This window comes from Nitratireductor aquibiodomus NL21 = JCM 21793 (assembly GCF_000615975.1).
In the GTDB taxonomy this organism is placed as follows: domain Bacteria; phylum Pseudomonadota; class Alphaproteobacteria; order Rhizobiales; family Rhizobiaceae; genus Nitratireductor; species Nitratireductor aquibiodomus.
Genome location: NZ_BAMP01000041.1, coordinates 14,151 through 35,711, shown reverse-complemented (window position 1 = coordinate 35,711; position 21,561 = coordinate 14,151). Strand labels below are relative to the sequence as shown.

The 21,561-nt window shown below is 61.4% G+C and carries 17 protein-coding genes, 1 tRNA gene and 3 pseudogenes; 4 read left to right on the top strand and 17 right to left on the bottom strand.

Annotated features, from left to right (window positions below):
* From JCM21793_RS12740 to JCM21793_RS12730, 3 genes are all read right to left on the bottom strand, one after another.
* Positions 1-487: ImuA family protein (locus tag JCM21793_RS12740; RefSeq protein WP_025030619.1), on the bottom strand; the 487-nt coding region annotated here is incomplete at its 3' end.
* A gap of 19 nt (positions 488-506) precedes the next feature.
* A complete protein-coding gene (locus JCM21793_RS12735; RefSeq protein WP_162175221.1) occupies positions 507-1,301 on the bottom strand; it encodes an endonuclease III domain-containing protein in 795 nt (264 codons plus the stop codon).
* Between the two features lie 448 nt (positions 1,302-1,749).
* On the bottom strand, positions 1,750-2,838 hold the full coding sequence (locus JCM21793_RS12730) for a GGDEF domain-containing protein (protein ID WP_100213209.1): 1,089 nt from the start codon (positions 2,836-2,838) through the stop codon (positions 1,750-1,752).
* A 349-nt stretch (positions 2,839-3,187) separates the two neighbouring features.
* On the opposite strand from JCM21793_RS12730, the gene JCM21793_RS12725 reads away from it, so the two are divergent.
* Positions 3,188-3,946 carry a GGDEF domain-containing protein gene (locus JCM21793_RS12725; RefSeq protein ID WP_007009282.1) on the top strand — a complete coding sequence of 253 codons (759 nt, stop codon included), beginning with the start codon at positions 3,188-3,190 and terminating at the stop codon, positions 3,944-3,946.
* A 27-nt stretch (positions 3,947-3,973) separates the two neighbouring features.
* Here JCM21793_RS12725 and JCM21793_RS12720 read toward each other — a convergent pair whose 3' ends face one another.
* The 6 genes and pseudogenes from JCM21793_RS12720 to betI form a co-directional block, all read right to left on the bottom strand.
* Entirely contained in the window at positions 3,974-4,519 is a 546-nt protein-coding gene (locus JCM21793_RS12720) for a putative pterin-binding protein (RefSeq protein ID WP_007009281.1), read from the bottom strand.
* Between the two features lie 152 nt (positions 4,520-4,671).
* Positions 4,672-4,899, bottom strand: coding sequence for a hypothetical protein (locus tag JCM21793_RS29260; protein ID WP_155983442.1), 228 nt, complete (start codon positions 4,897-4,899; stop codon positions 4,672-4,674).
* Between the two features lie 56 nt (positions 4,900-4,955).
* Positions 4,956-5,032 (bottom strand) — tRNA-Pro (locus JCM21793_RS12715).
* A 58-nt stretch (positions 5,033-5,090) separates the two neighbouring features.
* A complete protein-coding gene (gene betB, locus JCM21793_RS12710; RefSeq protein WP_025030617.1) occupies positions 5,091-6,554 on the bottom strand; it encodes a betaine-aldehyde dehydrogenase in 1,464 nt (487 codons plus the stop codon).
* 79 nt (positions 6,555-6,633) lie between these two features.
* Positions 6,634-8,284, bottom strand: a pseudogene (gene betA / locus JCM21793_RS25730) (choline dehydrogenase).
* Positions 8,277-8,879 (bottom strand): transcriptional regulator BetI, encoded by a 603-nt coding sequence (betI, locus tag JCM21793_RS12700; protein WP_025030616.1) that lies wholly within the window; start codon positions 8,877-8,879, stop codon positions 8,277-8,279. Before betI ends, betA begins: the two are co-directional and overlap by 8 nt.
* 226 nt (positions 8,880-9,105) lie before the next feature.
* Here betI and JCM21793_RS25725 point away from each other — a divergent pair.
* Positions 9,106-10,271: pseudogene (locus JCM21793_RS25725) on the top strand (acetyl-CoA acetyltransferase).
* On the opposite strand, the gene JCM21793_RS12690 reads toward JCM21793_RS25725, so the two are convergent.
* Positions 10,264-11,043, bottom strand: coding sequence for a DUF3750 domain-containing protein (locus JCM21793_RS12690; RefSeq protein ID WP_025030615.1), 780 nt, complete (start codon positions 11,041-11,043; stop codon positions 10,264-10,266). The pseudogene JCM21793_RS25725 and the gene JCM21793_RS12690 sit on opposite strands and share 8 nt — an antisense overlap.
* A 62-nt stretch (positions 11,044-11,105) precedes the next feature.
* Between JCM21793_RS12690 and JCM21793_RS12685 the strand changes: the two genes are divergently transcribed.
* Positions 11,106-12,110 (top strand): asparaginase, encoded by a 1,005-nt coding sequence (locus JCM21793_RS12685; RefSeq protein WP_025030614.1) that lies wholly within the window; start codon positions 11,106-11,108, stop codon positions 12,108-12,110.
* A 256-nt stretch (positions 12,111-12,366) separates the two neighbouring features.
* Here JCM21793_RS12685 and JCM21793_RS12680 read toward each other — a convergent pair whose 3' ends face one another.
* The 5 genes and pseudogenes from JCM21793_RS12680 to JCM21793_RS12660 all read right to left on the bottom strand — a co-directional run bounded on the left by JCM21793_RS12680 (position 12,367) and on the right by JCM21793_RS12660 (position 18,005).
* Positions 12,367-13,734: a TIGR03808 family TAT-translocated repetitive protein gene (locus tag JCM21793_RS12680; RefSeq protein WP_025030613.1), complete on the bottom strand. Its 1,368-nt coding sequence runs from the start codon at positions 13,732-13,734 to the stop codon at positions 12,367-12,369.
* Positions 13,735-13,798: 64 nt separating this feature from the next.
* Positions 13,799-14,173, bottom strand: coding sequence for a type II toxin-antitoxin system death-on-curing family toxin (locus JCM21793_RS28750; protein WP_081784704.1), 375 nt, complete (start codon positions 14,171-14,173; stop codon positions 13,799-13,801).
* The gene (locus JCM21793_RS12670) at positions 14,170-14,400 is read right to left on the bottom strand and encodes an AbrB/MazE/SpoVT family DNA-binding domain-containing protein (protein ID WP_025030611.1); all 231 of its coding nucleotides are present in this window, start codon (positions 14,398-14,400) and stop codon (positions 14,170-14,172) included. The genes JCM21793_RS28750 and JCM21793_RS12670 overlap by 4 nt, the downstream gene beginning before the upstream one ends.
* 65 nt (positions 14,401-14,465) lie before the next feature.
* Positions 14,466-16,590: pseudogene (scpA, locus tag JCM21793_RS25720) on the bottom strand (methylmalonyl-CoA mutase).
* Positions 16,587-18,005, bottom strand: coding sequence for a methylmalonyl-CoA mutase family protein (locus JCM21793_RS12660; protein WP_244439746.1), 1,419 nt, complete (start codon positions 18,003-18,005; stop codon positions 16,587-16,589). The pseudogene scpA and the gene JCM21793_RS12660 overlap by 4 nt, the downstream one beginning before the upstream one ends.
* A 284-nt stretch (positions 18,006-18,289) precedes the next feature.
* Here JCM21793_RS12660 and JCM21793_RS12655 point away from each other — a divergent pair, with 284 nt between their 5' ends.
* On the top strand, positions 18,290-19,852 hold the full coding sequence (locus JCM21793_RS12655; RefSeq protein WP_025030609.1) for a helicase HerA-like C-terminal domain-containing protein: 1,563 nt from the start codon (positions 18,290-18,292) through the stop codon (positions 19,850-19,852).
* Between the two features lie 38 nt (positions 19,853-19,890).
* Here JCM21793_RS12655 and JCM21793_RS12650 read toward each other — a convergent pair whose 3' ends face one another.
* Both JCM21793_RS12650 and JCM21793_RS12645 read right to left on the bottom strand, forming a co-directional pair.
* Positions 19,891-20,637 (bottom strand): L,D-transpeptidase, encoded by a 747-nt coding sequence (locus JCM21793_RS12650; RefSeq protein ID WP_025030608.1) that lies wholly within the window; start codon positions 20,635-20,637, stop codon positions 19,891-19,893.
* A 238-nt stretch (positions 20,638-20,875) separates the two neighbouring features.
* Entirely contained in the window at positions 20,876-21,532 is a 657-nt protein-coding gene (locus JCM21793_RS12645; protein WP_025030607.1) for a haloacid dehalogenase type II, read from the bottom strand.
* Positions 21,533-21,561: the final 29 nt, after the last annotated feature.

Here is a 21,561-nt window from a genome sequence, read left to right as displayed (position 1 = left end):
CGGCGCGCAGGGCAAGGCGGCGGCTGGCGGCGAAGTCATAGGCGCGGGCGCTGTCCGGCAGGATGCCGGCGACGGCGGCAATTGGCGCATGGGAAAGCCCTTCCTCCAGCGCCCACAGAATGTCGATGGGCTTGCGCGCCTCGATCCGGATCAGGCGGTTTGGGTCGAGACCGAGGGCGGCGAGGCCCGGCGGATAGAGCGCGCCTTCGCTGTTTGCCAGGTGCGCGGGCACGGCAAAGAGGATGGGGCCGGGACGCTGGCGCAGAAGACGCGCCAGAAAACAGATGCCGAAGCCGGTTCCGGCGGCGAAATCGCCATGGCTTTCCGGAAGGATTTCGTGCAGCGCGCCGGTCTTGAGGCCATGGGCGGGCAAGGCGGCGTCAAGCGCCTCCGCGCCCAGCCCAAGCGCCGGGCGGGTGTTGGGCGTGAGCCTTTCCTGAGGGGCGATGCGGCGGCGTAAAGCCTCTATTTCGAACGCACGGTTCATGACGCAACTCCGGAACGCACTAACAGGACGCGGCGGATGCCGGCGCGCCTTGCGCCGGCGGCGGCACGCTTGCAGCGCCCTGATTCAAAATCGCAATGTTTTCCTTCAAGGGACTGATTTGACTCATCTTCGCGCCTGCGCCCGGCAGGGCCTCTGCGGGCGGCGCATCGCGCAGCCACTCTTCCAGAAGGCGCGTGCGCCGATGCGCGGCCTTGCCGGCGCATACATTTGCGAAAGGGCAAGACGCATTGCGGTTGCGGGCGCAAAACGCCCGTCCGAGATCCTGCATGAGGATGTGGTGTTCTTCGGTGTCGGAAGCCTCCCAGAGATCGGGAAGCTGGCGATTGAGAAGGCGGACCGAGCGTTCCGGCGAGGCCTGTTCGGGCACAAGGCCAAGACAGCGCGCCGCGCGCCAATGCGCCGTGTCGACGACAAGAACGCGCTTGCGCAATGTGCTCATGTTGAGCGTGGCAGTGCTGGTCTTGGGGCCGACACCATAAATGCGCTCCAGCCAGGACAAGGCGTCATCGACAGACCAGCCATGCAGGAAGCCGAGATCGAGCCCGCCGCTCAGACTGGCGATCTCCTGCAGGGCGCGGGGCAGGGCAACAGCCTTGCGCTCCGGATGGGTAATGCCTTCGAGCAGCGGGTCTACTTCGTGGAAAGAAGCCTCGGCCAGCCGTGTCCAGGAGCCCCTGAGTTTTGCCACTTCGAAGTGTTCGACAAGCCTGGCAAAGACATTCAACGCCGCCTCGCTGCGCGTTCTGGCGCTAAGCATCGCCAGAACCATCTGGCTGACCGGGTCTAGACGCACGAACTCCGCTGGCGGTCCGAAGACAGCCAGCAAGCGCCGGTGGAGGCTTGCCATCCGGTCGAATGGCACAAGGGGCAGGGTGTATTGCATTCCTGCATAATAAGAACAAAAGAGGAACAAATCAATCGTTCCGTGATCCCGGACGGGACCATGTGCAGAAATGAAAAGCCGCCAGACGATCGGCCCCACGGCAGGCACGATCAGTCTGACGGCTTACTCCAGCGCTCTTGTGGCGTTTTCCTGGAGAGTCCCCTCCGGACTCGCAGGTAGAGAAGCATCAAACGTGCCAAATATGTTTGTTCCGGCTTTTTCACGCCTTTTCATGGGGTTGCCCGCACCATCGCCGGTTTCGCGCAAAACGTTTGACGGTCATCGTGACACGAGGGCAGGCATCCTGCCCACAATGCAGGCAGGTCATCGCTTCTATGACGGGGAAGAATTTCCGGCTTTAGACAGCCACTTCAAGCCGATTGCCGCCGGTGGACTTGGCACGGTTGAGCGCCGTGTCAGCCTGCCCCAGCGCGATCCAGAAACTTTCCTTGCGTGGCAGCGGTGTGTGTAGCCCGACGCTGACGGTCAGCGGAATCTCGATCCCGTCGAGATGAAACGGCGTGTCGGCGACCGCGCTCTGGATACGCTCGGCAAGCCCGAAGGCGCGTTCAGCGTCATAGGCCGGCAGCACCAGGGCAATGGCCTGGCCGCCAAAGCTTGCCACCATGTCAGTCTGGCGGACGGCGGACTGAACGACCGAAGCAACATGGCGTAATGTCTGCTCGCCGGCGGCATGCCCATGCGCTTCAACCACCTGATCGAACTCATCGATGTCGATCAGGGCCATGGAGTAGGGCTGTCCTGCCCAGTTCATGGCGGCCGCGAGTTCCGGCCCCAGCTTGTCAAACACCCGTCTGTTCAAAAGCCCGGTTGCTGTGTCGGTGGTTCCCAATGGTGCCTCCTTCAGGCGTGGGGTGCCGAAATGCGAGCGCTGCAATTCGAGAATGCGACCGATGACCACGGCGGCAACTACATTGGCGACAATAGCAATAGATGCGACTTCGCCCAAGGTTTCCATGGCGATTTCCCGCGGCAGCAGGAAAACCGAGATCAGCGAAACTGATGCCAGAAGCCCGACCCCGGCCAGTGCCGGTATCGAAACACGCCGGCCCTTTACCATCTGGGCGAAAGCGAGGCCGATGCCACTGCAGATCAGAACGGCAAGAACGCTGCTCGCCACCGCGGCTCCACCGAGCCAGAGGCGACCGAGGACCGCGACCGCGGTCGTGACGGTCAACGTGATCCAGCCGCCATATGTCATGGCGAGGACGACGAAGACATTGCCAATATCGAAGGAAAAGCCGGAAGACGACGGTGCCGCGAGAAGGGCGGGGCCGATCGTGCCGACCGAAAACATTACAGAAACGAGCAGGTTGCGCTGCAGCGACGTCATGGTCAGTCGGGCGGCGCGCTCACAAAGGAGTACCGCGATAACGGCAATTCCCAGGCCCTGCAGGAACTCGGATGCCAGAGAAACCATCTCCATGGGGTCAATCTCCGCGGAAGCCTGTCCGACTGTCTCATCGTTGCCGGATATGACGGGCCAGTCCAGTCTCCTGAATTCGCTCACCTCGGGCGGAAACCCAATAGCAGCTTCTTCAGAAACAGCCTCAGAAACCAGCATGCTTCGCATTAGGTCCTGCCGCTGAAGCGTAGACCGCCGTTACTTTAGCTGATTGACAGTATGAATGATAAGGCAGGCAAATTACAAGAAATTCCAGCGAAAAGCTCCAGTTTTCACTTGTCAGTGTCATTTGGTCGGATGTGTGCTTCCGTAGGGTAACGTCATCTTTACGAGATCGGATTATTCATATGCCGGCAAAGTGGGGCGCGGAATGAGCTGGTTTCAGGCAGCATTTGACAGATTTTATGGACTGCGGATCTGGCAGCAGGCCTGCTTCGTCACGCTTTTTGCCGTTCTGGGCGCTGATGCGCTGACCCTCGTCTTCTACGCCATCTTCTTTTCAGACCGGCTTTTGCTGGATCTGGTCCTGACCGCGTTCATAACGGTCGTGATCGCCTATCCTATTTCCTTCGTCTTTCTGCGCAAGACGGCGACGGTTGCCAGACTGGCCGCAGAACTGGATATGGCCGCCGCTACGGATTTCCTGACGGGGCTGCGCAATCGGCGGGATTTCATGCGGATCGCCGGTGAAACCATCGACGCCACCGACGCATCGGCGGGCGTGGTCCTGTTTATCGATGTGGATCACTTCAAACGCATCAACGACCGTTTCGGTCATGCAGAAGGCGACAGGGTTCTTGTTCTCATTGCAGAAGCGATCAGGCAGAGCGTCCGCACAGACGACATCTGCGCCCGCATCGGCGGCGAAGAATTCGCGGTCTTCATGCCCGGTGCGGATCTGCCGCTGGCCCGCATGGTTTCCGAACGCATTGCAATCACATGCCGCCTTGTCGGTTGCGGCGCCAGCGTCGAAGACATATCCACGACCGTCAGCATCGGCATTGCGGTACATCGGCCCCTGCAGTCCCTTGATGCGGTCGTCAAGGAGGCTGATTCGCTGCTCTACAAGGCAAAGCAGGGCGGTCGCGACCGCGTGGTGCACCACCCGCCACAGGAGATTGTCGCGTAGGTTCAGCCCTGGGCACTGTCTGCCGGACTACTCGACCTCGATGTGAAACACAGACCAGACCCAGCTTCGCTCTTCTTCTTCGGGCGCCTTGCGGCCTCCCGTGTCGTACACCAGCCACAACGGGCCAAACCCGCCGATGCCAAGTGGCTTCCCGTCGACCTTCATGGCCAGAATCCAGTCGTGAGAGGCCATTTTATCCGCGCCCATCTCAAAACCGAAGCCATCAAGGGCGTATAGCGTGGCCGTCTTGCCCGATGCCTCGGCAGTGGCCAGCACATCCCTGAGAAGCGGGCCTTCCATGGCGAGCGTGCGGGGCCAGTCCTCCGTATCGGCGTTCACCTTGATCGTTTGCTGCGGCAGAGCGGCAAGAGCATCCCAGTCGAACGTGTAGGCCTTGTCGAAAGTCTTGTCGTGAAACTTGAGAAAGCCGTCGAAGAATGGATCGAATGCCTCCCGGTTGGTCTTCCCGATCGCGCCGCTGACTGTCAGCACAGTGCCTTCGGCAAGGCAGGGCGAGGCCGCCGGGAAAAGCAGGGCGATGGCAACGGATGTCGATCTCAGCAGGCCGCGCATGTGTCTCTCCCAATGGTGTCGGGGCGGGATGTCCTGGTTCCAGAGTGTTTCCGCTTTCCTGGAATTGTCCTGGATGTGTAAGCGCGGGCGCTTAACGTTGCGTTAAGAAATTGAGCGAGGGCGACTCGAGGCCGCGCCAGGCCGCAGGAGAGCTAGAGTCCACTACTGTCTCGTGGAGGCCATTTGCCCGCGTCGATGGCGGCGTGAAGCGCGCGCGCCTTGGCAAGCCATTCCTCTCGCACGGATGGAGGCTGTAGCTTCCAGCTTCCGCGTTCCAGTGCCGCAAACATGGTGCGCGCAGTGATCTCATACTGGTCCATGGCGAAAGAATTAGCGCCGCGCGGCCCGTCGGCAATGGCGCCAACGAGGAATGCTGACAAGCACCTTCAGCATCCCGTGTTAAACGGGCCGGGTAATATCGATGAACTGGGAAAACTGGTCGGAGTGGCAGGATTCGAACCTGCGACCCCCTCGTCCCGAACGAGGTGCGCTACCAGGCTGCGCTACACTCCGATGACCAGACGGCGGGCTTATAGCTGCCGTCTTTCGACTGCGCAAGATCAAACCGTCATCAATATGGGCTTTCTACGTCTCCCATCTCCACATAGACGGATTTGACCTGTGAATAATGGGCAAGTGCCGCCATGGCATTTTCGCGCCCGAAGCCGGACTGCTTCACACCACCGAAGGGCAGTTCCACCGGGGTGAGATTATAGGTGTTGATCCAGCAGGTTCCGGCTTTCAGCGCACCGATCACGTGGTGGGCGCGGGCCAGGTTCTGCGTGAAGACGCCGGCTGCAAGGCCAAAAGGCGTGTCATTGGCGCGCTCGATCACCTCGTCCTCGTCCTCGAAGGTCAGAACGCTCATGACCGGGCCGAAGATCTCCTCGCGGGCAATGCGCATCCGGTCAGTGACATCGGTAAAGATGGTCGGCTCGACATAAAAACCGTCTTCAAGGCCCTGAAGCCGTGGCGCGCTACCGCCCTGGTGCAGGGTTGCGCGGTCCTCGCGGCCGATCTCGATATAGCGCAGCACCTTGTCATACTGCGCCTTGCTGATGAGCGGGCCGAGATGGGTCTCGGGGTCAAGCGGATCGCCCAGGCGAATGGCGCTGGTGCGCTCGGTGAGGCGCGACAGGAAGCGCTCGTAGATGCTGCTCTGAACGAAAACGCGCGTGCCGTTGGAGCAGATCTGGCCCGTCGAATAGAAATTGCCGAGCATGGCCCCGCCAATGGCGTTTTCCAGATCGGCATCGTCGAACACGATCAGGGGTGACTTGCCGCCGAGCTCCATCGTCGCCGGTTTCATCTCGCCGCCGGCGAGCGCTTGCACCTTTTTGCCGGTCTCGACGGAACCGGTGAGCGAAACCTTGGCCACCTCCGGATGGGCGACAAGCGAGGCACCGACATCGCCCAGCCCCTGCACCACATTGAAGAGGCCGTCGGGCAGGCCGGCCTCGGTGAAGATTTCGGCGAGCCGGAGTGCGGAAAGCGGGGTCACCTCGGACGGTTTGAACACCATCGCATTGCCCATGGCGAGGGCGGGACCGGATTTCCAGCCGGCAATCTGGATCGGATAGTTCCACGCGCCGATGCCGACGCACACGCCCAGCGGTTCACGGCGCGTATAGCCGAAGGAACCGCCAAGCTCGACCTGCTCGCCATTGAAGGCGGCGACAGCGCCGCCGAAGAATTCGAGCGCCTCTGCAGCGGAGGGGGCGTCGGCGACAAGCGTTTCCTGCAGCGCCTTGCCGGTGTTCAGTGTTTCGAGCTTCGCCAGTTCCTCATTGTGCTCGAGCAGGAGGTCTGCCGCCCGGCGCAGGATACGGCCGCGCTCGACCGGCTTCAGCCTGGCCCATGTGGGCTGGGCGGCGCGGGCTGCCTCCACGGCCAGTTCGACAATGTTGGGCGTTGCCGAATGGACGCGGGCGATGATCTCACCGGTGGCAGGATAGACGACCTCTATCACCTTGCCCTGTTCGTCTTCGACATAACGGCCATTGATGTAGTGCGATGCTTTTGGCTGCGCGCGCATGGGGTCTCCAGCTTTCGGAACGGGGCATCGTTTCATGGAAACGCGTTCCCGATCCATTCAATTTATCCGCATGGGTTTTCTATCGGTCGGCTTCCCGCCAGCGCGGGTTGATCCAAGGCTCCTGATTGGAAGGACTGAGTGGCGTGCGACCGAGAATATGGTCGGCTGCCTTCTCGCCGACCATGATCGAAGGGCCGTTCAGATTGCCGTTGGTGATACGGGGGAAGATCGACGAATCCGCGACGCGCAGGCCTTCCACCCCGATCACCCGGCATTCGGCATCCACCACGCTCATGGCGTCGTCAGGCGCACCCATACGGCAGGTGCCACAGATGATAGGCGCTTTCGGCGTGTTCGCGGATGAAGGCGTCCAGTTCCTCGTCGCTTTGAACAGTCTCGCCCGGCGCGATCTCGCGGCCACGATAGGGCGTGAAGGCATCCTGCGAAAATATTTCGCGGGTGAGGCGAATGCAGTGGCGGAAGTCGCGCCAGTCGTCCGGATGGGACATGTAGTTGAAGCGGATCTCCGGCTTCTCCCAGGCGTCGCCCGACCGAAGACGGATTGTGCCGCGCGATTTCGAACGCATCGGCCCGACATGGGCCTGGAAGCCATGGCCCTTTGCTGCCGCCTTGCCGTCATAGCGGATGGCGACGGGCAGAAAATGGAACTGGATGTCGGGATAATCGACCCCGGCGGCTGAGCGCACGAAAGCACCAGCCTCAAAATGGTTGGAGGTGCCGAGGCCTGATTTCAGGAACAGCCACTGCGCGCCTATCAACCCTTTGGAAAGGAGATTGAGCTTTGAGTAGAGCGTGATCGGCTGAAGTGATTCCTGCTGGATATAGAGTTCCAGATGGTCCTGCAGATTGGAGCCGACACCGGGGCGATCCGCCACCACATCGATGTCATTCTCGCGCAGGTGCTTCGCCGGGCCGATGCCCGAAAGCATCAGAAGTTTTGGCGAATTGATCGAGGAGGCTGCGACGATGACCTCACGTCGCGCTTTAACGAGCTGAATCTTTTTGTGAGATTCGATCTCGACGCCGATGGCACGTTGATTCTCCATGACAATGCGCCGGGCGAAGCCATTGACGAGACTCACATTCTCTCGCTTGAGCGCGGGCTTCAGATAGGCATTGGCGGTGGACCAGCGCCGCCCCTTGTGGATGGTCTGCTGGAGCGCGCCAAAACCCTCCTGCTTGGAGCCGTTGTAATCTTCCGTGGTTTCGAAGCCCGCCTGGCGGCCGGCCTCTATGAAAGCTGAAAAGAGCGGGTTGTCGCGTGGTCCCTTGCGGACATGGAGCGGGCCGTCCGTGCCGCGCCAGCCGGTCTCGCCATCGGCCATCGTTTCCATGCGCTTGAAATAGGGAAGGACGTCGGCAGAAGCCCAGCCGGTCGCACCCTCATCTGCCCAGTGGTCGAAGTCGCGCGCGTGGCCGCGCACAAAGACCATGCCGTTGATGGAAGAGGAGCCGCCGATCACCTTGCCGCGCGGTGTGGCGAGCACGCGGCCGCCCAGATGCGGTTCGGGCTCGCTCTCAAAGCCCCAGTCATAGCGCGCCATGTTCATGGGGAAGGAGAGGGCGGCAGGCATCTGGATGAAGGGGCCGAAATCGCTGCCACCATATTCAATGACGATGACGGAGTTTTTGCCGTCTTCGGAAAGGCGGTAGGCGAGCGCGGCACCGGCGGAGCCGGACCCGATGATGACAAAATCGGCCTCACGCATGGGGCAGGCTCCCGAATGACGGGTGCCGGGCAAGGGCCATGTCGAGGTAGTCTTCGACAAGGGCGATGGCTGCGGCGGAATCCTCGACGCCTTCGCCGAGCGCGCGGCGCAGATAAAGCCCGTCGATGAGGGCGGCGAGGCCCCGCGCGATGTGGACAGCGCGCGCGCGCGGAAGGTGGGTAAGCCCGCTCATCAGGTCGCTGTGAAGGCGGTGAACATAAATGCGGAAGAGGCGGCCGAGTGCCGCATCACGCCGCGCCTCCACGTAGAAGGCGAGCCACGCGGCGATGATTTCGGGGCGGAACTGATCGGGCGAGAGGTTCACCGCGATGATCGCGCGAACACGGTCTGCGCCCGCAAGCCCTGCCATGGCCGGGCGGACCTCATTGCCCAGCTGTGAAAGGATGTGGCGCATTGTTGCGAACAGAAGATCATCCTTGCCGCCGAAATAGTGGTGGGCAAGGGCTGTCGAGACGCCGGCCCGGCCGGCAATGTCCGACATGGTGACGTTGAGCGCACCGCGCTCGCCAATGGCGCTGATTGCCGCATCGATGAGCGCGCGTCGGCGTATGGGTTCCATTCCGATTTTTGGCATGGGTCACATTTATTATTGATTGACTAATCAATCAAGGAAATTTGTCGGGCTTCACGGGGAGAAGGTCACGCTCCAGGGAGGAGGACTTGGATGAAACGTCAGACAGAGAACAGGGGCTTTGCAGAAAATAGTTCATGCTTGAACAAAGTCGGCAGCGGATTTATGGTGCCGCTCACATGTTTGCTCTAATCTGCGGCATAGAATGCCGCCCTCCGGGAGAGACGAGATGACCGCATGCATTGTGGGCTGGGCCCATTCAAAATTCGGCAAGCTGACCGATGACACGCTTGAAGGCTGATCGTTCAGGTGGCGCGCGAGGCGCTGGACCATGCCGGCATCGAAGCAGAGGATGTGGACGAGATCGTGCTCGGCCATTTCAACGCCGGTTTCTCGCCGCAGGATTTCACGGCAAGTCTCGTGCTGCAGGCCGATGACCGGCTGCGTTTCAAGCCGGCGACACGGGTGGAAAACGCCTGTGCGACCGGCTCTGCCGCAGTTCGGCAAGGAGCCCGTTCCATCGCCGCGCGCGACGCCCGCATCGTGCTTGTGGTGGGCGCGGAGCAGATGACGAAAACACCTGGGCCGCAAATTGCCGAGAACCTGCTGAAAGCGTCCTATTTGCCCGAAGATGGCGAGATTCCGGGCGGCTTTGCCGGCGTTTTCGGGAAAATCGCGGATGCTTATTTTCAGAAATATGGCGACCAGTCGGACGCGCTGGCGACACTCGCGGCCAAGAACCACAAAAACGGTGTCGAGAACCCGTTTGCGCAGATGCGCAAGGATCTGGGTTTCGATTTCTGCCGCCAGGAGAGCGAGCGCAACCCCTATGTGGCCGGTCCGCTGAAACGCACCGACTGTTCGCTCGTTTCGGATGGTGCGGCTGCGATCGTGTTGACGGATACGCAGACCGCACTTTCGATGCGCCGCGCGGTGGCGCTCAGGGCAAACGAGCATGTGCAGGACTTTCTGCCCATGTCGAAACGCGACATTCTGAAATTCGAGGGCTGCGAAGAGACCTGGAAGCGTGCTTTGAAAAGCGCGGGCGTGACGCTGGACGACCTCTCTTTCGTGGAGACCCATGACTGCTTCACCATTGCCGAACTGATCGAATATGAGGCGATGGGGCTTGCAAAGCCGGGCGAGGGCGGAAAGATCGCGCTCGAAGGCCAGACCGAGAAGAACGGGCGGCTGCCGGTGAACCCCTCAGGCGGGCTGAAGGCCAAGGGGCATCCGATCGGTGCGACCGGCGTTTCCATGCATGCGCTGACGGCGATGCAACTGACCGGCGAGGCCGGCGGCATCCAGATCCCCGACGCGAAGCTGGGCGGCATCTTTAACATGGGTGGCGCGGCGGTCGCCAACTATGTGTCGATCCTCGAACGGATCAAGTAGCGGGCTGTCCCTTTTCGCCGGCCGTCGCTGAGGGCCACAGTTCGACGCGGCCAAAGCCCGGCACCTTGAGTGCCGGGCGGCGCAGATCGAGGCCTGCGACCAGCCCCAGAAAATGCAACTCGACACCGGAGCGCAGACCGGCTGCAATGCCTGCCAGCCCGCCGAGCGAGACATGCACATCGCTCCAGTCTGGCGTGTGATCAAACACGAAAAGGCCCGGACGATAATCGCGCCCGACAGCGGTCGGTGGCAGGGCGATGTCGAGATCCGGCAGACTGCGCAGCACGTGTGCGGTGAAGGAGTTGGAGTTTGGTCCAGGCCAGATCCCGTAGTCGCCACGCTGCGAGAAGGGATAGCTGGCTATGGCCGCTTCCACTTGCGGCATGAGGCGTTCGGCTTCCTCTCCTGTGATCGCGGCCACGACATAGGGCGTGTTGGAATACCAGCGCCCATCTGCCGGATAGGCGTTGCGGCGCACGGGGTTTCCCCAGCCGACCTTGTCATAGCGGTCATAGGATGAAGCACGAGCGCGCTTGAGCACGAGCCAGCTATGGACGGACAGGGCGCCCTTCATGCCGCCGGTGCGCGCGGCCATGACATAGATCGCTGCCCTTGGGTCATCGGTTGCGTGTGGAAGAACGCCGCTCGCCGACCAGTCGGCGCTGCGCCACGAGCCCGGCCTGTCCTGCATGGTCCACCATGCCAGCGAGGCGAAGGCCGGCAGAATGAAGACAAGGGTGATAAACAGCAAAGTCCGCTTGAAAAAACGCATGAGGGCCAGTCTATTGCGGTCGGCTTGATTTGAAAGTGAAACCCGCAAATTACGGTGAAAACATGGGCAATCCGGTTCTGGTCGAAGTGCTGCGCGGTAACGTTGTCGAGAGCAGGCACCGTGGCGCCATAGCCGTGTTTGAGGCGGATGGCGGAAAGGTGATGAGCCTTGGCGACGTCGATCGGCCCGTGTTTCCACGTTCTGCCGTAAAAGCCATTCAGGCGCTGCCTTTCGTGGAAAGCGGGGCGGCGGATGCGTTCGGCTTCGGCAATCGGGAAATCGCGCTTGCCTGCGCATCGCATTCAGGCGAGCCGGAGCATGCGGCGCTGGCGACTGCCATGGTGGAACGGGCAGGGCTTGGCAGCGACGCGTTCGAATGCGGGGCGCATTGGTCATCAGAGCAGCATGTACTGATCGCGCAGGCGCGCGATCTCGTGGAGCCGACGGCGGCGCACAACAATTGTTCGGGAAAGCATGCTGGCTTCCTGTGTACCTGTGCGCATCTGGGCCATGATACGCAGGGCTATGTGGCGCTTGGACACCCGGCGCAGGACGCCGTGAAGGCTGCCATGGAGGACGTGACGGGTGCAGCACACGAGACCGACCTCTGCGGCACGGACGGCTGCTCCATTCCCACCTATGCCGTGCCGCTGAAAGCGCTCGCGCAAGGGTTCGCGCGTATGGCGACGGGGACCGGATTCGCGCCCGAACGTGCGAAAGCCGCAAAGCGCATATTTGCCGCCTGCATGGCGGAGCCGTTTTATGTGGCAGGCAGTGGGCGCGCTGATACGCGGATGATGGAAGCGGGCAAGGGACGCATCTTCACCAAGACAGGCGCGGAAGGCGTGTTTTGTGCCGCAATTCCAGAAAAGGGCATCGGCATTGCGCTCAAATGCGATGACGGGGCCACGCGTGCCGCAGAAGTGATGGTCGCCGAAGTGCTGGCGCAGCTTCTGGATGGTGATGCATTGGCCGAGACGTTGCGTGAGATGGCCCGACCGGTTTTGACTAATCGACGCGGGTTCGAGGTGGGGTCGTTGCGGCCCTCGGAAGCGCTGGTCGGATAGGGCGTTTAGAGCGTACCCGGTGAAAACAGGACCCACGGTGAACGGCATCGGTCTGCGCTGACGTGGTGCGTGTTTCGACAAGCTCACCATGAGGGAAGTGGTCGCTGCCACAAAGGCTGGCGGAATCGCGGCGCAACGGGTGTGAGACCGATTCCCTCCCCCATGGTGAGCTTGTCGAACCACGCACCGCCCTTGGCCACGCAATCATTGCGTGCCCTATGCGGCGAAGAGGATCGCGGCAAACTTCCGTGATGTCCTAACCCGCCCGGTTGCCAGCCAGCGTCAGATGCGGGATGGTCTCGCTGCCGGAGCGCAGCAGATCGCCTGTTGCAGCATCGGCCCACCGATGGCCGACGACCGCGCCATTGGGTGTATCCTCGAAGACATTGCCGGAAATGGCGGCTTTTCCCGAACCTTCGACGACGGAAACGATGATGCCTGTTTTCGCCTTCCGGATGACGTTGCCCGAAGCGGTGACGTTGCGCAGGAAGGGCCCCCAGCCCATGCGAATGCCCGCAAGCGGCGCGTTTTCGATGATGTTGCCGGTGATGGTGCTGTCGGCCTCGACATTGATGCCGATGCCAAAACCGGCCATGGGCGAGGGGTAGGGGCCATCTTTTGAAAGATTGCGGATGATGTTGCCGGTGCAGGCGCAGAGCCGCCCGCCCTTGTCGAAATTGGCCATGGAGATGCCGTGGGCGGCGCCATCCACGAGATTGCCGGTGATGACGGCACCCTGGAAGGCGAACTCCGCATAAAGCGCGGTTTCGCCCGAACGCAGGCAGGTGTTGCCGGATATCTGGAGATTGCCTGCGCTGTTGCCGCGTATGGCGGAAAAGGCGCAGTCGGCAATTTCATTTTCTGACACACGGAGATTGTCGGCGCGATAGGCGTTGATGCCGTTGCCATACTGGCCGGTGCCGCCCCTGTCGGCGCGGATGCGGCTGATGCGGTTTCCAGAAACACGGCTGCCGTCCGCGCCAGGAGCGCTGCGGTGGATGAGAATGCCGCCATTGCCGCAATCGGAGACAGTGTTTTCAATGACATCAAGGCCGCTCGAATCGAGTGCGTAGAGCGCGTAGTCGGTTATGTCGGTGATGGCGCAATCGCGGATTTTGCCCTGCGCGCGACGGAGCGAGAGGCCATTGCCGCCGCTGTTGGCGAAGGTGCAGGCTTCGATGGAAAGGTGCAGTGTACCGTCAATGTTGAGCAGGCCACCACCTGAACCGGAAGGCGGCATGAGCCTGCCGTCGAATGCGAGGCCGGAGAGCGCGAGATGATTGCCCTCTCGCGCAGTCAGCAGCGACCCCAGATCATCCTGTTCCAGAAGGGTGGCGCCGGGAACACCGACAAGGCGAGCTTGGCGGGGCAGAACGAGACTTGAAAGACGATAACGACCCGGCGGCAGGAATATGGGAATGGCTTCTGCGCTTGCCTGTTCAAGCAGGGCCTGGAGGGCTGCAGTCTGGTTCTGGGCTGCGTTGGGTGTGAGGCCGAATTCGGCTGCGTTTGCGGCACCTGTTGCAGCGCGTCGCAGTGCGGCGTCAGCGAAGGCCGCACGCGGCATGGCAAGGCCGAGGACGGCAAACCCTGCGGTGGCTTTCAACAGGCGACGGCGGTTCATATTGGTACAACTCCGACTTGGTCTGCTGTTGCCCGCCGTTAAATGCAGGTTTTGTGCCGAAGGATCAGGCTTCGAACGGGACGGTGTGGTCGCGGAAAAAACGGGCTGCGCCTTCTTCGTCGATCTCGCCGGCGGCCACGAGAAGAACGAGTTGAATGACGTCTTCCTGCTCGGCTTCCATGCTGAGCCCGTTGAAGAAGAGAAAAAGGTCGGCCGCAGCGAGGCCGGTACGCTTGTTTCCGTCAACGAACGGATGGTTTTTTACGATACCAAACAGGTACGCTGCTGCGAGCGCACACAGATCCGGTTCCTCATAGGCCTGTTTCTGCAGCGGGCGATGAAGCGCACCTTCATCGCGGACGCCACTGGCACCGCCGTGAAGGCGCAACTGCTCGACATGCAGCGCTTCGACGAAGTCACGTGAGTGAAACTCTGTCACTTGGCCAGAACGCGGTAGGCCGTTTCGTATTTCTTCATCCGCTCTCGAGCGATCTTCATCTTTCGCTCGAATTCTTCGGGATCATCCGCGGGAGGACGAAGGCGCAGTTCGGTCCCGTCCTCAAGAAGGTTGAGCGTGTCGCCAGCACGCAGATTGTAACGCTCAAGCACCTCCTTCGGCAGGATGACACCTTCCGAATTGCCGATCTTGCGAATGGTCACGTTCATGGCTTTGGCTCCGTCTGTTATAACTTAAGGTATAACATGGCGCCGGCCATTTCAAGATCAGGGCGTCAACCTGCTTTCAGCAGCCGGTCGAGCAGTTTTTCGGCGGCTTCGGGAATGACCGTTCCGGGCGGGAAGATTTCGGCCGCACCGGCCTCGCGCACAGCTTCGAAATCGCCGGGCGGGATGACGCCGCCGGCGACCAGGAGAATGTCGCCATGGCCGCGCTTTTCCAGCGCTGTCTTGAGCTCGGGGATAAGGGTGAGATGACCGGCGGCCAGCGAGGAGGCACCGACGATCTGGACGTCGTTGGCAATGGCCAGTTCGGCCACTTCCTCCGGGGTCTGGAACATGGCACCGACCGTGACCTCGAAACCGAGGTCGCCGAATGCGGTGGCAATGACCTTCTGGCCGCGATCGTGCCCGTCCTGACCGATCTTGGCGATCAGGATGCGCGGGGCGGCTCCGGTCTTCTTGCGGAATTTTGTTACTTTCTGCTGGGCGCGTTCGAAGGAGGAGAGATCGCCCACCTCCTTGCGGTAGACGCCGGAAATGGTACGGATCTCCGCCACATGCCGGCCAAAGGCCTTTTCAAGGGCTGTGGAGATCTCGCCCACCGTGGCGTTCGCGCGTGCGGCGCGCACGGCGAATTCGAGCAGGTTTCCGTCTTCTGCGGCTGCGCGCGTGAGGGCTTCAAGCGCGCTTTCTGTCTCGGCCACGTCGCGGGTGCTTGAGCTGCTGCAGCTTCGCGAGCTGGCGGGCGCGGACCTCGGCATTGTCGACCTTCAAAACGTCGACCTCTGTGTCGCGCTCGGGCTGGAAGCGGTTGACGCCGACCACTGTCTGTTCGCCTGAATCGATGCGCGCCTGGGTGCGGGCTGCAGCTTCCTCGATGCGCATTTTCGGCACGCCCTTTTCGATGGCTGCCGCCATCCCGCCGAGGCTTTCCACCTCTTCGATGTGTTTGAGCGCACGATGGGCGAGGTCGTGGGTGAGGCGTTCGACAAAATGGGAGCCGCCCCATGGGTCAATCATGCGGGTCGTGCCGGATTCAAGCTGCAGGATAAGCTGCGTGTTGCGGGCAATGCGCGCGGAATGGTCGGTCGGCAGCGCCAGCGCCTCATCGAAGGCGTTGGTGTGGAGCGACTGGGTGTGGCCCTGGGTGGCGGCCATGGCCTCGACCATGGTGCGCACAATGTTGTTGTAGGGATCCTGCGCCGTCAGCGACCAGCCGGAGGTCTGGCAATGGGTGCGCAGGGAGAGTGAACGCTCTTTCTTCGGCGCAAAATTCTTTTGAAGAAGTGTCGCCCAGAGAAGGCGCGCGGCACGCATCTTGGCAACTTCCATGAAGAAGTTCATGCCGATGGCCCAGAAGAAGGACAGGCGCGGTGCGAAACGGTCGATATCGAGCCCGGCGGCAATGCCGGCACGGGCATACTCGATGCCGTCCGCAATGGTGTAGGCAAGCTCCAGATCAGCCGTCGCACCGGCTTCCTGCATGTGATAGCCGGAGATGGATATGGAGTTGAATTTCGGCATGTTCTCCGCCGTATAGGAGAAAATGTCAGAAATGATCCGCATCGATGGCTTGGGCGGGTAGATATAGGTGTTGCGGACCATGAACTCCTTCAGGATGTCGTTCTGAATGGTGCCCGAAAGATCCTTCTGCGCGACGCCCTGCTCTTCGGCGGCGACGATGTAGAGCGCCATGATCGGCAGGACCGCGCCGTTCATGGTCATCGACACGCTCATTTTATCGAGCGGGATGCCGTCGAAGAGCTGGCGCATGTCGAGGATGGAATCGATCGCCACACCGGCCATGCCCACATCGCCGGCAACGCGGGGGTGGTCGCTGTCATAACCGCGATGGGTGGCAAGGTCGAAGGCGACGGAGAGGCCTTTCTGCCCGGCGGCAAGGTTGCGCCGGTAGAAGGCGTTGGATTCCTCTGCCGTGGAGAAACCGGCATATTGGCGGATCGTCCATGGCTGGCGCGCATACATGGTGGGGTAGGGGCCGCGAATGAAGGGCGCGGCGCCCGGATAGGTGTCGAGAAAGCGCAGACCCTTCAGATCGTCCTGCGAATAGAAGGATTTGATCTCGATGCCCTCGGGCGTGGCCGTGGGCGGGGTCTTTGCTGGAAGAGGCGATGTGTCCGGATTCGACCAGCCGATGCTGGCAAAATCCGGGATCATGCGATGCCTCCTCCGGTCTCATCCAGACGCTGCGCCAGGAGCGGCTGACAGCGCACGGCGGCCGTTTCTCCCGAGAAGTCGGGCGATTCGGCCTTCAACGTCCTGACAGGACGCTCTTCCGCGGCGGGATAGATCGTCGTGCCGACAATGGGCTTCTTGCCATCATTGATGCGCTGCTCGCGGCGCTCGCGCATCTCAAGCACGCGTTCCTGAATGTGGCCATTCATCAGGCTGCGCAGCACGCCCCCCTCGCTCTCGATGCGGCGGAACTCGTCCCAGGCCTTCTCGCAAAGGGCTGCGGTAAGCGTTTCCATGCCGCCGGCGCCGGCGGCGGGATCGATGATCAGGTCGAGATGGCTCTCGCCGGAGAGAATAAGCTGCGTGTTGCGGGCAAGCCGTCTTGCATCTTCGTCCGGCAGACCGTGGACGATGGTGTGCGGCAGGACGGACAGCGAATCGGCACCGCCGACAGCGGCGGCAAATGCGGCGATGGTGGTGCGCAGCGTGTTGGTTTCTGGATCCTTCGCGGTCATCATCCGATAGGAGGTTTCGGCATGGATCGTCGCCAGCGACGGTTCGATGGAGCAGGTCTCCTGAACGCGCGCCCAGAGGCGGCGCAGAGCCCTGATCTTGGCGATGGACAGGAACTGGTCCTGATCGACGCAGAGCGAGAAGCCGATATGCGGCGCGGCATAGACAAGCGGCTGGCGGGCCTGCTCGAACATGCGCAGGTGCGAGACCGCGGAGGCCAGCATGATGCCGAGCTCCTGTGCCTCGGAAGCGCCCGCATTGTGGAACACACGGCCATCGCCCTCAAGCAGGATGCCTGGCAGGTCCATGGCGAAAAAGCCCGCAAAGGACTGCGGCATGGAGGCTTCGAGCGCCTCGATCGACATGCGCAGCTTGCCGGTGCCGGCAAAGGTGGCGGCCGGCGAAATGCCGAAGGACAGCGTCATGGCGGCCGGGTTGATGCGGCGCTCGGTGAAAATCTGCGTCAGCCAGTCGACGATGGCGCGGCTACTGGGATTTGCATCCATGCGCAGGTGCAGACCCTGAAGGTCGATGCCGTCGAGCGCTTTGGCAACCGCTTCGGGCGTGGCGGGAAGGCCATAGCCGAATGCGTTGGGAGCACCTTCGAAAACGAGCGCAAGCCCGGTTGCTCCCTGGGCAATGTCTTCCTTTGCCTGACGGTTCGCGCGGACCGGATCGGGATCGTCCATACGCTGGACGGTGGCCCAGCCGGACTTGTCCCGCCCGCGGGCAAGCGGCTTGGCATCCTGCATCCGCTCATAGAGCGCGCGCATGGAGATGTTGTCGTCCGTCTGCCAGGAAAGCGCCTCGGGACCGGCTTCTCCCTTGAGAGATTCGATCACCAGATCGCGCCAGCGCTCCTGGTCGATCTGAGGAAACTTCACCTTTTTCAGGATCGCGCGATCATCATGCCTCCCGATTCGCCGTTGGCCCGGAAATCCATGCCGCAAAGTGGGCAATGAATCCCGAGGGCAACCACCCGTTCATTGAGGGGCAAGTTTAGGACGCCACAGGAGACGCCGCAATGCACAATAGGCCGAATAGCCGGCTAGCGTTGCAGGAAAGCCGCGCTTTACTTCACGCACAACGGCGTTGAGACTTTATGCGAGGCTGACTATACGGAAGAGCACCAAGTTTCAGCGGGACCGGCAAGCGAGGCGGAATTCAGATGGCGGAAGACAGTATCTTTCTGGGGGCCAGCCGGCATCCCGACGACAGCTACCAGCAGGCCGAGCGCCTTCTGTTGAAATACGCCAACCGGCACGGCCTCGTCACCGGGGCGACCGGCACCGGCAAGACCGTGACGCTGCAGATCCTGGCGGAAGGGTTTTCCAATGCTGGCGTGCCGGTCTTCTGCGCCGATGTGAAGGGGGACCTTTCGGGCATCGCCATGATGGGCGAGGAGAAGGATTTTCTTTCCAAACGGGCTGATACGATCAAGCTCGATCCATACGCCTTCCAGGAATTTCCGGTCATCTTCTGGGATCTCTTCGGCGAGAAGGGGCATCCGATCCGCACGACCATTTCAGAGATGGGGCCGCTGCTTCTGTCGCGGCTGATGAACCTTTCGGATGCGCAGGAAGGCGTTCTGAACATCGCTTTCCGCATCGCCGACGAGGAAGGTCTCCTTCTTCTGGATATGAAGGACCTGCAGGCGCTTCTCGTTCACGTAGCCGACCGCGCCGACGAGATCGGCACGCGCTACGGCAATGTGTCGAAACAGTCGGTGGGCGCGATCCAGCGGACGCTTCTTGTGCTTGAACAGCAGGGAGCGAACTTCTTCTTTGGCGAGCCCGCGCTCAAGATTAGCGACATCATGCGCACCACGCCGGACGGGCGGGGCGCCATCAATGTGCTGGCCGCCGACAAGCTGATGATGAATCCGCGCCTTTACGCGACGTTCCTGCTCTGGCTGTTGTCGGAACTCTTCGAGGAGCTGCCGGAAGTGGGCGATCCGGACCGGCCACGGCTGGTCTTCTTCTTTGATGAAGCGCATCTGCTTTTCGATGAAGCGCCCAAGATACTGGTGGACCGTGTCGAACAGGTTGTCCGCCTCATTCGCTCGAAGGGTGTCGGTGTCTATTTTGTCACCCAGAACCCGCTTGATGTGCCCGAAACCGTGCTGAGCCAGCTCGGCAACCGCATACAGCATGCGTTGCGCGCCTATACGCCGCGCGAGCAGAAGGCGGTGAAGACGGCAGCAGACACGTTCAGGCCCAATCCGGACTTCGACTGTTTCGAAGCGATCACCAAGCTCGGGGTCGGCGAGGCGCTGGTCTCGACGCTGGAATCAAAGGGCGTTCCATCCATGGTTCAGCGGACGTTGATCCGCCCGCCTGCATCCAGACTGGGGCCCATCACGGACGCTGAGCGCGACAGGCTTTTGAAGGCAAGCCCGGTGTTCGGTCAGTATGACGAGAGCGTCGACCGCGAATCGGCTTTCGAAATCCTGCAGAAGAAGGCGGCCGACAAGGCAAAGGCCGAGGCAGAAGCACAGAAGGCCGAGGAGGCAGGTGAGGTCGAGGAGCGTTCGCGCTGGTCGCTGCCGGACTTCGGCGATGGCGGCACGAGCACGAAGACGCGGCGCAAGACCACCACCACACGCCGGCGCACATCCAACCGCCAGTCGGTGACGGAAGCGGCGATCAAATCCGTAGTGCGTTCCGTGGGTACGTCACTTGGCCGTGCCCTGGTGCGGGGCATTCTCGGTAGTTTGAAAAAGGGGCGCTAGAGCGCCCCTTAGAGTTCCATCATGAAAGGACTGCCGGCTTAAACGCTGCGCAGGCCGGAGGTGACGAGGATCGGGGAACCGTCCGGGACGCGATTATAAAGATCGATGACGTCCTGGTTGATCATGCGCACGCAGCCCGACGAAACCGATTTGCCGATGGTCCACCATTCAGGCGAGCCGTGGACGCGGTAGAGCGTGTCCTTGCCGTCTTCGAAAATGTAAAGCGCGCGGGCGCCGAGCGGATTGGAAACGCCAGGCTGCATGCCGCCAAGCCACTGGTCGTTGGCCTTGTCGTATTCTGCGCGATACTTCTCGAGCTCGGGACGGCGGTCGATCATCTCCGCAGGCGGGAACCAGCGCGGCCACTGCTGCTTGTACTTGATCTCGGCGCGGCCGGCCCATTCGAACCCGGCGCGGCCAAGGCCAACGCCGTAGCGCATGGCGCGGCCACGTTCACGCACGAGATAGAGAAAATGATTGGCGGTATCGACGACGATGGTGCCGGGACGCTCGCCTGTCGGATCAGCGACTTCCTGACGATAGTAACGCGGGTTGATCTTTTCGATCGGCACTGCGGGAATGTCGTATCCTGCATCAGTGACGGCTCCATACATGGAGCTGTATTGCACCGGGCCGGGCTCAGGCTCGGGCCGCTCGACGATTCTGGGCGTGTCACCTGAACTGCTGACACATGCGGACAGGCCAAGCGACGCGGCGCCAGCGGCGCTCATGGACAGGAAGCGGCGCCGGTTAAGGGATCGTGCGGCAATGGGAGAATTGGACATGGTTTCTTCGTAGACTCGCGTTTCGTCAGGACCGGTGAGAACGAACGTTCCATGTGAACGCCCACTCACCCTGGGACAACCCCACTTTCCCTCCCTGGGATCCGAAGAGTTATCGGAGTGTGCTTGATAGACCGAGTGACTTCGACTTGAAGGTGAAAAATGCCTCACGCACACAAGTTATCGATCAGGTGTGTTATAGATGCATCATAACACGGGAGGGCATGACGAAGAGAAGCCGCTACGACACCAGCCCGTCAAGAGAGGGAAGGATGAGATCGGACGGGAAATCTTCATACTCGTCGGGCTGGCCGGTCCGATTGAGCCAGACCGTGCGGAAACCGAACTGGTGCGCGCCGGCGATATCCCAGCGATTTGACGACTGAAACGAAACGGTCTCCGGATAGAGACGCCAGGTGTTTGTCACCATCTCGTAAACGCTTTGATCCGTCTTGAAGCGGCGGACGCTCTCGACCGAGAAAACTTCGTCCAGAACGGAATCGAGGGCCGATGAACGGATCGCCGATTCAAGCATTGCCGGGGAACCATTCGACAGAATCGCGAGGCGAGCACCACCCGCCTTCAGTGCTTTGAGAACCGCCGGCACTTCCTCGTAGCAGTCGAGTTGCCAATAGGCATCGAGAAGATCCTGCCGCAGGCGCGGATCGACGGACGGTATTTTGGCGAAGGCGTAATCAAGCGCCCGCTCCGTCATCGTCCAGAAATCCTGATACTGACCCATGAGTGTGAAAACCCATGAATATTCGAGCTGTTTCGCACGCCACAGTTCCGAAAACCGCTGTCCTTCCGGGCCTATTTCGCCTGCGTGGCGGCGCACGGCCGCATGTACGTCGAACAGCGTGCCATATGCATCGAAGACGAAAGCCGCGTGGCGCATGAAGACTCCTTCTGTGTGTTCTCTACTTG

Bases quoted from the DNA above. Each gene is read 5' to 3' on its own strand.
- JCM21793_RS12730 (WP_100213209.1), bottom strand. From the start codon at position 2,838: ATGGAGATGGTTTCTCTGGCATCCGAGTTCCTGCAGGGCCTGGGAATT.
- JCM21793_RS12725 (WP_007009282.1), top strand. From the start codon at position 3,188: ATGAGCTGGTTTCAGGCAGCATTTGACAGATTTTATGGACTGCGGATC.
- JCM21793_RS12720 (WP_007009281.1), bottom strand. From the start codon at position 4,519: ATGCGCGGCCTGCTGAGATCGACATCCGTTGCCATCGCCCTGCTTTTC.
- betB (WP_025030617.1), bottom strand. From the start codon at position 6,554: ATGCGCGCGCAGCCAAAAGCATCGCACTACATCAATGGCCGTTATGTC.
- betI (WP_025030616.1), bottom strand. From the start codon at position 8,879: ATGCCAAAAATCGGAATGGAACCCATACGCCGACGCGCGCTCATCGAT.
- JCM21793_RS12690 (WP_025030615.1), bottom strand. From the start codon at position 11,043: ATGCGTTTTTTCAAGCGGACTTTGCTGTTTATCACCCTTGTCTTCATT.
- JCM21793_RS12685 (WP_025030614.1), top strand. From the start codon at position 11,106: ATGGGCAATCCGGTTCTGGTCGAAGTGCTGCGCGGTAACGTTGTCGAG.
- JCM21793_RS12680 (WP_025030613.1), bottom strand. From the start codon at position 13,734: ATGAACCGCCGTCGCCTGTTGAAAGCCACCGCAGGGTTTGCCGTCCTC.
- JCM21793_RS12670 (WP_025030611.1), bottom strand. From the start codon at position 14,400: ATGAACGTGACCATTCGCAAGATCGGCAATTCGGAAGGTGTCATCCTG.
- JCM21793_RS12655 (WP_025030609.1), top strand. From the start codon at position 18,290: ATGGCGGAAGACAGTATCTTTCTGGGGGCCAGCCGGCATCCCGACGAC.
- JCM21793_RS12650 (WP_025030608.1), bottom strand. From the start codon at position 20,637: ATGTCCAATTCTCCCATTGCCGCACGATCCCTTAACCGGCGCCGCTTC.
- JCM21793_RS12645 (WP_025030607.1), bottom strand. From the start codon at position 21,532: ATGCGCCACGCGGCTTTCGTCTTCGATGCATATGGCACGCTGTTCGAC.